Source organism: Sphingobium sp. L-44 (assembly GCF_056859495.1).
In genome coordinates this window covers 43623-52433 of the sequence record NZ_JBSXOQ010000029.1, presented here as the reverse complement: position 1 = coordinate 52433, position 8811 = coordinate 43623, and the positions used below count along the sequence as shown (strand labels likewise).

The 8811-nt window shown below is 64.3% G+C and carries 10 protein-coding genes and 1 pseudogene; 5 read left to right on the top strand and 6 right to left on the bottom strand.

Features of this window, described 5'->3' with window-relative positions:
• The 4 genes and pseudogenes from AC13EK_RS01710 to AC13EK_RS01695 all read right to left on the bottom strand — a co-directional run.
• Positions 1–226, bottom strand: a pseudogene (locus AC13EK_RS01710) (IS30 family transposase); the annotation flags it as partial.
• Positions 175–444 carry an acylphosphatase gene (locus tag AC13EK_RS01705; RefSeq protein ID WP_069337051.1) on the bottom strand — a complete coding sequence of 90 codons (270 nt, stop codon included), beginning with the start codon at positions 442–444 and terminating at the stop codon, positions 175–177. The gene AC13EK_RS01705 and the pseudogene AC13EK_RS01710, both read right to left, overlap by 52 nt.
• The gene (locus AC13EK_RS01700) at positions 444–1262 is read right to left on the bottom strand and encodes an NYN domain-containing protein (protein ID WP_069337052.1); all 819 of its coding nucleotides are present in this window, start codon (positions 1260–1262) and stop codon (positions 444–446) included. The genes AC13EK_RS01705 and AC13EK_RS01700 overlap by 1 nt, the downstream gene beginning before the upstream one ends.
• 13 nt (positions 1263–1275) lie before the next feature.
• On the bottom strand, positions 1276–1914 hold the full coding sequence (locus tag AC13EK_RS01695) for a carbonic anhydrase (RefSeq protein WP_048936498.1): 639 nt from the start codon (positions 1912–1914) through the stop codon (positions 1276–1278).
• Positions 1915–1952: 38 nt separating this feature from the next.
• Here AC13EK_RS01695 and lipA point away from each other — a divergent pair, with 38 nt between their 5' ends.
• Together lipA and AC13EK_RS01685 are read left to right on the top strand one after the other, a co-directional pair.
• Positions 1953–2933, top strand: a complete 981-nt coding sequence (lipA, locus tag AC13EK_RS01690; protein ID WP_069337053.1) for a lipoyl synthase — start codon at positions 1953–1955, stop codon at positions 2931–2933.
• A 7-nt stretch (positions 2934–2940) separates the two neighbouring features.
• Positions 2941–3417, top strand: coding sequence for a type II toxin-antitoxin system RatA family toxin (locus tag AC13EK_RS01685; protein ID WP_026109377.1), 477 nt, complete (start codon positions 2941–2943; stop codon positions 3415–3417).
• Here AC13EK_RS01685 and AC13EK_RS01680 read toward each other — a convergent pair.
• Complete coding sequence (locus AC13EK_RS01680) at positions 3363–3881, bottom strand: CinA family protein (RefSeq protein WP_004212578.1); 519 nt, start codon at positions 3879–3881, stop codon at positions 3363–3365. The two genes, AC13EK_RS01685 and AC13EK_RS01680, sit on opposite strands and share 55 nt — an antisense overlap.
• Before the next feature lie 7 nt (positions 3882–3888).
• The gene (locus AC13EK_RS01675) at positions 3889–5070 is read right to left on the bottom strand and encodes a bifunctional 2-C-methyl-D-erythritol 4-phosphate cytidylyltransferase/2-C-methyl-D-erythritol 2,4-cyclodiphosphate synthase (protein ID WP_069337054.1); all 1182 of its coding nucleotides are present in this window, start codon (positions 5068–5070) and stop codon (positions 3889–3891) included.
• Positions 5071–5186: 116 nt separating this feature from the next.
• Between AC13EK_RS01675 and dusB the strand changes: the two genes are divergently transcribed.
• Genes dusB through ntrC form a run of 3 tightly spaced genes read left to right on the top strand, consistent with a single transcriptional unit; the run spans position 5187 to position 8757 of the window.
• Positions 5187–6209, top strand: coding sequence for a tRNA dihydrouridine synthase DusB (dusB, locus tag AC13EK_RS01670; RefSeq protein ID WP_069337055.1), 1023 nt, complete (start codon positions 5187–5189; stop codon positions 6207–6209).
• The gene (locus AC13EK_RS01665) at positions 6206–7315 is read left to right on the top strand and encodes a two-component system sensor histidine kinase NtrB (RefSeq protein WP_069337056.1); all 1110 of its coding nucleotides are present in this window, start codon (positions 6206–6208) and stop codon (positions 7313–7315) included. The genes dusB and AC13EK_RS01665 overlap by 4 nt, the downstream gene beginning before the upstream one ends.
• Positions 7315–8757, top strand: a complete 1443-nt coding sequence (gene ntrC, locus AC13EK_RS01660) for a nitrogen regulation protein NR(I) (protein WP_069337057.1) — start codon at positions 7315–7317, stop codon at positions 8755–8757. The genes AC13EK_RS01665 and ntrC overlap by 1 nt, the downstream gene beginning before the upstream one ends.
• Positions 8758–8811: the final 54 nt, after the last annotated feature.

Here is an 8811-nt window from a genome sequence, read left to right as displayed (position 1 = left end):
GTGCTATCGCACGCAAGGGTTTACTGACGCTCAGGCCCCGCGATATCTCCTCCCGCTCGGCAAGGCTCAGCGCACGACTGCAACGCTTGCGAGCGGCGGGCTGGATGCCGCCGGTCGGCGAAATCACCGAAAATACCGACGGTGACGCTCGATCAAACCTTCGCCCGATCGAACTCATCGATTCTCCGCGCTGCCAGCGATCCCATATCCCCGCTCGCGCCGGGATGTGGCATAGGCGTCGGTCCGGGAAAGATCCCGTGCCAGCGTGACGAAGTGATCGACCATGTCCGCCTCGCCCTGCACCAGCGCCTCGACACTGCCATCCATCCGGTTGCGGACCCAGCCGGTCAGGCCCAGGCCGCGCGCCGTCTCGACCGTCCAGTTGCGGTAGAAGACGCCCTGCACCCGGCCGAGGATCGTCAGATGGCGGGCGACGACCGGCATCAGCGGATTCGCTTGATCCAGGTCTGGCCGCCTTCGCGCACTTCGGTGGTGAAATTGGGGATGGCCGCGACCAGATCGGACAGGCGCTTGAAGCCATAATTGCGCACGTCGAAGCTGGAGCGGTTGCCGACCCGCTGACCGACCGGTCCCAAGGCGACAAAACCGCGTTCGTCCCGTTTCGCCTCGTCATAGGCGTCGATCAGCAGGCGCACGACTTCCGGGTCCACCGCCGCACCGGTGCCTGCCGGCGCAGGCGTCGCCGCCGGCGGGGGCGGGGCTGCCGCTGCGGGGGCAGGCTTGGCGACCGCGCCGCTCTTGGCCGGCGCCTTTTTCTTCGGCGCAGTCGCGGGCTTGGCCACCGGCACTTCGACCGGGCGCAGCGCCGCGACGTCGATGAAGCGGGTGCAGGCGCGGCGGAAGCCCTCCGGCGCATTGGCGTTGCCAAAGCCATAGACCGGGATGCCGTCCTGGCGCAGGCGCGTCACCAAGGGGGTGAAGTCGCTGTCGCTCGACATCAGGCCGAAGCCGTCGACGCGCCCGCTGGACAGCAGGTCCATCGCGTCGATCGTCATCTTCATGTCGGTGGCGTTCTTGCCCTTGGTCAGGTCGAACTGCTGCTGCGGCTCGATCGCCTGTGCGACCGACAGCGCAGCCCAGGTCTTGAGCGTCGCCTTGTTCCAATTGCCATAGGCGCGGCGGATATTGACCGTGCCCAGCTCCGCCAACACCGTCATCACCGCGTCAAAATGGGCCGCCGACGCATTGTCCGCGTCGATCAGCAGGGCGATATTGCCGCGCCCTTCCTGCCGCATGGGCATGATGCGCCTCCCGTCAGGCTGCGGCGAAGACGCCGGTCTGTTCGTCCAATATGTGGAGCTGGCCATCGGAAATGGCAAAGAAGCTGCCGACCAGCTTCAGCTCGCCGCTCTTTTCCTTGGCGCGCACACAGGGGAAGCTGCGCAAATTGGTAAGGCTGACCTTTACCCCTTCCTGCTCCATGGCGCGCTCAACCTCACGGTCGCGCTGGTCGCCATAGCGGTCCACCACCACGTCGCGGGCATCATCAAGCAGTTGTATCCAGTTATGGATGAAGCCGCCTTCACCCGGAGGCGCATCCTTGAGGTCATGGCTAAGCGCCGCCTTGCAGCCGCCGCACTTGCCATGGCCCATAACGACGATCTCGCCGACCTTGAGCACCTGAACGGCGAATTCCAGCGCCGCTGACACGCCGTGCCAGCCCGGATTGGTTTCGAACGGCGGCACCAGCGCGGCGACATTGCGGACGACGAAGATTTCGCCGGGGCTGGTGTCGAAGATCTGGGCCGGGTCGACTCGGCTGTCGGAACAGGCGATCACCATCACGCGGGGGCTCTGCCCTTCGTTGAGTTCGTCCCATCGTTCGCGCTGCTGGGACCAGCCGGTGTCACGGAAGCGGCGATAGCCTTCGAGCATGTCTGCAAAGTCGGTCATGATGATTGATGTGCCGCACAAAGAGAGGGCTGGCAAGTATGGTCCTGCATCGCTATCTGGGGCCGATGAACGACATTGCCCCGATCCCCGTCCCCGGTCAGCCCGCCACGACCGAGCGTGCCCGCAAGCCTGACTGGATCCGCGTCAAGGCGCCGACCAGCCCCGCTTATCATGAGACGCGCAAGTTGATGCGGGAAAAGGGTCTGAACACGGTCTGCGAGGAAGCGGCCTGCCCGAACATCGGCGAATGCTGGACCAAGAAGCACGCCACGGTGATGATCCTGGGCGATGTCTGCACCCGCGCCTGCGCCTTCTGCAACGTCAAGACCGGCATGCCGCGCAAGGTGGACGTCAACGAGCCGCAGAACCTGGCCGATGCCGCCGCCGAGATGGGCCTTGAACATATCGTCATCACCTCGGTCGATCGCGACGACCTGCCCGATGGCGGCGCTAGCCAGTTCGTCAAGGTGATCGAGGCGCTGCGCCGCACGACGCCGGGCACCACGATCGAGATCCTGACCCCGGATTTCCGCAACAAGCATGAGCGTGCGATCGAGATGATCGTCGCCGCCCGTCCGGACGTCTATAACCATAATTTGGAGACCGTGCCCCGGCTCTATCCGACCATCCGCCCCGGTGCGCGCTATTATGCGTCGCTGCGCCTGCTGGAGAGCGTCAAGAAGCTCGACCCGTCGATCTTCACCAAGTCGGGCATCATGCTGGGCCTGGGCGAGGAGCGTCTGGAAGTGCATCAGGTGATGGACGACATGCGTTCGGCCGACATCGACTTCCTGACCATGGGCCAATATCTGCAGCCCACGCCCAAGCATGCCAAGGTGATGGAATTTGTCACCCCGGCTGCGTTCAACGCCTATGCGGCGATCGCACGCGCCAAGGGCTTCCTGCAGGTCGCATCGAGCCCGCTGACCCGGTCGAGCTATCATGCCGGCAAGGACTTCGCCGAGATGCGCGCCGCGCGCGAGGCGAAGCTGGCCAAGGCGGCCGTCGCGAAGGCCTGATCGGCGAATGCCCAAGCATAACGAGACCCGTCAGCTGCCCTATAGTCCGGAACAGATGTTCGACCTGGTGTCGAACGTCTCGGCCTATCCGCAATTCCTGCCCTGGGTCAGCGCGATCCGTATCCGCTCTGACAGCGAGAGCGAGATGGTCGCGGACATGATCGTCGGCTTCAAGGGGATCAGCGAGAGCTTCACCTCGCGCGTCCACAAGCATCGGCCGGATCATGTCCGCGTCGACTATCTCAATGGCCCGCTCAAGCATCTCCACAATGAATGGCGCTTCCGCGACGACGGGCAGGGCGGCGTGCTGGTGGATTTCGAGGTCGAGTTCGAATTCAAGAACCGGATATTCGAGATGCTGGCCGGTCAGTTCTTCGACAAGGCGCTGCGCAAGATGATCGGCGCGTTCGAGACGCGCGCGGCGGCGCTTTATGGTGCTGGCGAGTCGGGCAGCAGCAGTTCGAGCGCGCACAACGCCGCCTGAAGGCGGACGCCGCCCCGGCCATTATCCTCGAAATGATGCATGTCGGCCACGACCTTGTCGGGGCTGCCGCCGCGTTCCGCGCGCGCGAAGACGACGGTGCCGACCGGCTTCTGCTCGCTGCCGCCGCCCGGCCCGGCGATGCCGGTGATGGCGACCGCGACATGGGCGTGGCTCTTCTTTAGAGCGCCCTGCGCCATCGCCCAGGCGGTGGCGATGGACACCGCGCCGAACGTGTCCAGCACATCATGCGAAACTTTCAGAAGTTCCGCCTTCATATCATTGGAATAGGTGATGAAGCCGGCTTCGAAGACGTCGGAGGAGCCGGCAATTTCGGTAAGGGCCGCGGAGACCAGGCCGCCGGTGCAGCTTTCCGCGACGGCCACGGTGCGACCGGCGCGGCGGTTGGCGATGATGACCTTCTCGGCAAGGTCGACGAGCTGGGCGGGCAGGATGGTATTGGGCATGGTCGGCTCAGAATAGCGTGGGGAGGGAGAGGGTGGCAACCGCCTGCGCGGCGATGCCCTCGCGCCGGCCGGCGAAACCCAGCCGCTCGGTCGTCGTCGCCTTGACGCTGATCCGGTCGAGCGGAACGTCCAATATCTCCGCGATCCTGGCACGCATGGCGTCGCGATGCGGTCCGATCTTGGGCGCTTCGCAGATGATGGTGAGGTCGACATGGTCGATCCGACCGTCCCGTTTCAGGACCAGATCGCGGGCATGGGCGAGAAAGCGATCCGACGAGGCGCCGCGCCATTGTGGATCGGACGGCGGGAAATGGCTGCCGATATCACCATCGGCGAGCGCGCCGAGGATCGCATCGACGATAGCATGGAGGGCGACATCGGCATCGCTGTGGCCGGCGAGGCCCCGATCGTGCGGGACCAGTACGCCGCCGAGCCACAATTCTTCGTTGGGCGCGAGGCGATGGACGTCATAGCCCATGCCGACGCGGGTGGTGCGGGCGTCCACGATGCGTGCTTCGGCGCGAGCGAAGTCTTCGGGATAGGTCAATTTCTCAAGCCTTTCATCGCCCTGCACCAAAATGACGTCATGGCCCCAGGCGTGCAATATCTGGGCATCGTCGGTTGCTTCCTGTTCCTCGTCCCAGCCGCGATGGGCGGCCAGGATGGTGTCGAAGCGGAAGGCCTGCGGCGTCTGCACGCGATGCAGGTCGGCGCGATCGACGCCGTCGCCCATCTGCGCGCCCTCGCTGCGTACCAGCGTATCGGCGACGGGCAGGGCGGGGATGGCACCTTCGGCATCTTCCAGCGCGGCCAGCAGCCGGTCGACCACCGATGCGGGCAGGAAGGGGCGGGCGGCATCATGGATCAGCACGATGTCTGCGCCACCGGCGGCAGCGATCGCCTCAAGTCCGGCCCAGACCGAACCGCGCCGGCTGTCCGCACCGGTGACGAAATAGGCGGTGCGATCGCCCAGCATGGCCTGTGCGCGGCTTTCCTCGCCTTCGCCCAGAACGATGTGGATGGCCGACACGCTGCCATGTGTCGTCAGCGCGTCATGGGCATGGGCCAGCACGGCCTGGCCGCCGATCTGCCGATATTGTTTGGGAATGTCGCCACCGGCCCGGCTTCCCTGCCCGGCGGCGACGATCAGCGCGACGATCCTGCTGTTCGATGTCATGCTGCGGCGCATAGACGCTCTGCCCCATGATCGCCAACCTCTAAAGCGCGACAAGTGGTCCGGCGCCCGCCTTGTCGTCGCGGCCATTTTCGGCTAAGGGCTGCCTGTTTTTTAGGCAGTGATAGAAGATGACGCGCAGGCTTTCCCCCATTTCCGTTGGACCGGTGACGGTCGACATGCCGGTCATATTGGCGCCGATGACCGGTGTTACCGATATGCCCTTCCGTACCCTGGTTCGCCGTTTCGGGTCGGGCCTGAACGTCACCGAGATGATCGCGAGCGCGGCGATGATCCGCGAAACGCGCCAGTCGCTGCAGAAGGCCGCCTGGCATCCGCTGGAAGAACCGGTGTCGATGCAGCTGGCCGGTTGTTCGCCGACGGAAATGTCCGAAGCCGCCAAGCTCAATGCCGATCGCGGCGCGGCGATCATCGACATCAACATGGGCTGCCCGGTGAAGAAGGTCGTCAATGGCGATGCGGGGAGCGCGCTGATGCGCGACCTGCCGCTGGCGGCGGCGCTGATCAAGGCGACGGTCGAGGCGGTCGATGTGCCGGTGACGGTCAAGATGCGCATGGGCTGGGATCATTCGAGCCTCAACGCGCCCGAGCTGGCACATATCGCCGAGGATCTGGGCGCGAAGCTGATCACGGTTCACGGTCGCACCCGCTGCCAGATGTACAAGGGCAGCGCCGACTGGGGCTTCGTCCGCTCGGTCAAGGATGCGGTGAAGCTACCCGTGATCGTCAATGGCGACATCTGTTCGATCGAGGACGCGGAAACCGCGCTTGACCAGAGCGGCGCCGACGGCGTGATGATCGGCCGTGGCGCCTATGGCAAGCCGTGGCTGCTGGGCCAGGTGATGCACTGGTTCGCCACCGGCGAGCGTCGTGCCGACCCGAGCCTTGCCGAGCAATATGATCTGATTACAGAGCATTATCGGATGATGCTCGACCATTATGACAATATGACTGGCGTCAACATGGCACGCAAGCATATCGGCTGGTACACCAAGGGCCTGACAGGATCGGCGGAGTTCCGCAACACGGTCAATCAGGAGGCGGACGCGCAGCGGGTGCTGGATATGCTGGCCGCCTTCTACGAGCCGCTGATTGCGGCGGATGAACCGGCGGTCGCACTTCAGGCTGCATGACCATGCCATTGCCGTCCCTCCCGCCGCTTCAGATGCAGCAGGATGGACCATCCCTGTCGGAACTGATGACGGCGTTGCCGGTCGCGACCTTGGTGGTGCGGCCGGACAACGGCATTGCCGACGCCAATGTGCGGGCGGAAACCCTGCTCAACATGGCGCGGTCGGCGATCATCGGCAGCGATGTGGCGCGCACGGTGCGGATCGCCGAGGCTGGCGCGCGCTTCGATATCTGGCACAGCAACAAGCCGATCGCCGCCTATGACATCAAGGTCCATGCCGGTCGCACCGCCGAGATGGAGGTGGACCTGATGATTTCCCCCATCGTCGATCATGATGGCTGGCGGGTCGTGTCGATCCATGCGCAGGGGCAGGCCCGCAAGATCGGCCATCGCGGCACGGCAGGCGGTGCGCGATCGGCGGTCGGCGCGGCGGCAATTTTGGCGCATGAGATCAAGAACCCGTTGTCGGGCATTCGCGGCGCTGCGCAGTTGCTGGAAACGAGCAATGGCGGCAGCGATGCCGCGCTGACCCAACTCATCTGCAACGAGGTCGACCGGATCGCCGCCCTGATCGACCGGATGCAGGATTTCACGACCGACCGCACGCTGGAATGCGGCCCCGGCAATATCTATCCGCTGATCGATCGTGCATCCCATATTGCGGCGGCCGGTTTTGCCAAGAATGTAAAAATTATAAAGCGTTATGATCCATCCCTACCATTCGCGATCATCAATGACGATGCGCTGGTGCAGGTGATGATCAACTTGCTGAAGAATGCGGCGGAAGCGCTGGAGCATGTCGAGCACCCCTGCATTCGCGTCGAGACGGCGTTCCGGCATGGCATGTCGGTGCTGGTCGGCGATCGCAAGGGCAGCGCCGTGCTGCCGATCGAGATCGTGGTGATCGACAATGGACCGGGCGTGCCGGAGCATATTCTGGACCACCTCTTCAACCCGTTCATCACGGGCAAGCGGGACGGGCAGGGGCTCGGCCTAGCACTGGTCGACAAGTTGGTGAGGGACATGAGCGGTTTCGTGCAATATTCTCGCGATCAGGAAGCCGGGGAGTCGACCTTCCGCATCCTGCTGCCGATGGGCATGGGCTGATGGCCGCGACGGGCACGGTCCTGGTCGTCGATGATGATCCCGCCATCTGCGTGGTGGTAGGGGAAGCTCTGCGGCGCCAGGGGCACAAGGTGAAGATCGCCGGATCGATCCGCGAGCGCACGGCGTTGATGGAGAGTTTTTCTCCGGACATTCTGATCACCGACGTCATGTTGCCGGATGGCGATGGGCTGGATGGCGTGGCGGAGATTATCGAGCGCAAGCCCGACCTGAATGTTATCATTCTTTCTGCACAGAACACCCTGAACACAGCGATCCGGGCGACCGAGAAGGGGGCGTTCGAATATCTGCCAAAGCCGTTCGATCTCAATGAGTTGACGCGCGCTGTTGCGGACGCCTTGGGGCATCGATCGGGCGGCGCTGATGCGGCGGAACAGGGGCTGCCGCATGATGGCTTGCCGCTGGTCGGGCGCTCGCCTGCGATGCAGGAAGTCTATCGCACCATCGCCAGGGTTCTTTCCAATGATCTCAGCATCCTGGTGCTGGGCGAGTCGGGGACGGGCAAGGAACTGGTGGCAGAAGCCATCCATAGCCTGGGCCAGCGACGCACCCGGCCCTTCGTCGCGATCAACATGGCGGCCATTCCGCGCGAGCTGATCGAAGCCGAACTGTTCGGCTACGAAAAGGGGGCCTTTACCGGCGCGCAGGCGCGGACCGCCGGCAAGTTCGAGCAGGCCCAGGGCGGCACCCTGTTCCTTGATGAAATCGGCGACATGCCGATGGAGGCGCAGACAAGGCTGCTGCGCGTGCTCCAGTCGGGCGAGGTGACGACGGTCGGTGGGTCGAAGCCGGTGCGGGTCGATGTCCGCATCATCGCCGCCACCAACAAGGATCTGCCGCGGCTGATCGAGGAAAATCGGTTCCGTCAGGATCTCTATTATCGGCTCAATGTCGTGCCGGTGTCGCTGCCGCCTTTGCGCGAACGGCGCGAGGATGTGATCTTGCTGGCCCGCCATTTCCTGGATCGGGCAGCGCAGGACGGCTTGCCGCGCAAGGCGCTGGCCGAGGACGCCGCGCAGTTGCTGATGGCCTATCACTGGCCGGGCAATGTGCGCGAGTTGCAGAATATCATGCAGCGGCTTGCCGTGCTGAGCCGCGAGAATGTGATCGCGGCCGACATGCTGCGGCATGCGCTGCCGCTGGATGCGGTGCCGGCCGACCACGCCGCGCCCGCAGGGCAGCTTGCGCAGGCCGTGCGGGAATGGACCAAGCGGCAACTGGGCGTCGGGCTGGGACAGGCCAATCCCCAATTGCATGACAATCTGCTGGCGGTGATCGAGCCGATCCTGCTGCAGGAAACGCTGGCCAGCGTCGATGGCAATCAGATCCGCGCCGCCGGCCTGCTAGGCATCAATCGCAATACGCTGCGCAAGAAGTTGACCGATTATGGCCTCGACCCCCTGCAATTGCGGCTGAGCGACTAGCAAGGGCGAGACGAAGCGCCCAATCGCATCGACCAGCGACATGGTTTTATGTAA

Excerpts from the sequence above, each read along its gene's own strand:
- dusB (WP_069337055.1), top strand. The coding sequence starts at position 5,187 with ATGACGCGCAGGCTTTCCCCCATTTCCGTTGGACCGGTGACGGTCGAC.
- AC13EK_RS01700 (WP_069337052.1), bottom strand. The coding sequence starts at position 1,262 with ATGCCCATGCGGCAGGAAGGGCGCGGCAATATCGCCCTGCTGATCGAC.
- AC13EK_RS01675 (WP_069337054.1), bottom strand. The coding sequence starts at position 5,070 with ATGCGCCGCAGCATGACATCGAACAGCAGGATCGTCGCGCTGATCGTC.
- ntrC (WP_069337057.1), top strand. The coding sequence starts at position 7,315 with ATGGCCGCGACGGGCACGGTCCTGGTCGTCGATGATGATCCCGCCATC.
- AC13EK_RS01665 (WP_069337056.1), top strand. The coding sequence starts at position 6,206 with ATGACCATGCCATTGCCGTCCCTCCCGCCGCTTCAGATGCAGCAGGAT.
- AC13EK_RS01705 (WP_069337051.1), bottom strand. The coding sequence starts at position 444 with ATGCCGGTCGTCGCCCGCCATCTGACGATCCTCGGCCGGGTGCAGGGC.
- AC13EK_RS01680 (WP_004212578.1), bottom strand. The coding sequence starts at position 3,881 with ATGCCCAATACCATCCTGCCCGCCCAGCTCGTCGACCTTGCCGAGAAG.
- AC13EK_RS01685 (WP_026109377.1), top strand. The coding sequence starts at position 2,941 with ATGCCCAAGCATAACGAGACCCGTCAGCTGCCCTATAGTCCGGAACAG.
- AC13EK_RS01695 (WP_048936498.1), bottom strand. The coding sequence starts at position 1,914 with ATGACCGACTTTGCAGACATGCTCGAAGGCTATCGCCGCTTCCGTGAC.
- lipA (WP_069337053.1), top strand. The coding sequence starts at position 1,953 with ATGGTCCTGCATCGCTATCTGGGGCCGATGAACGACATTGCCCCGATC.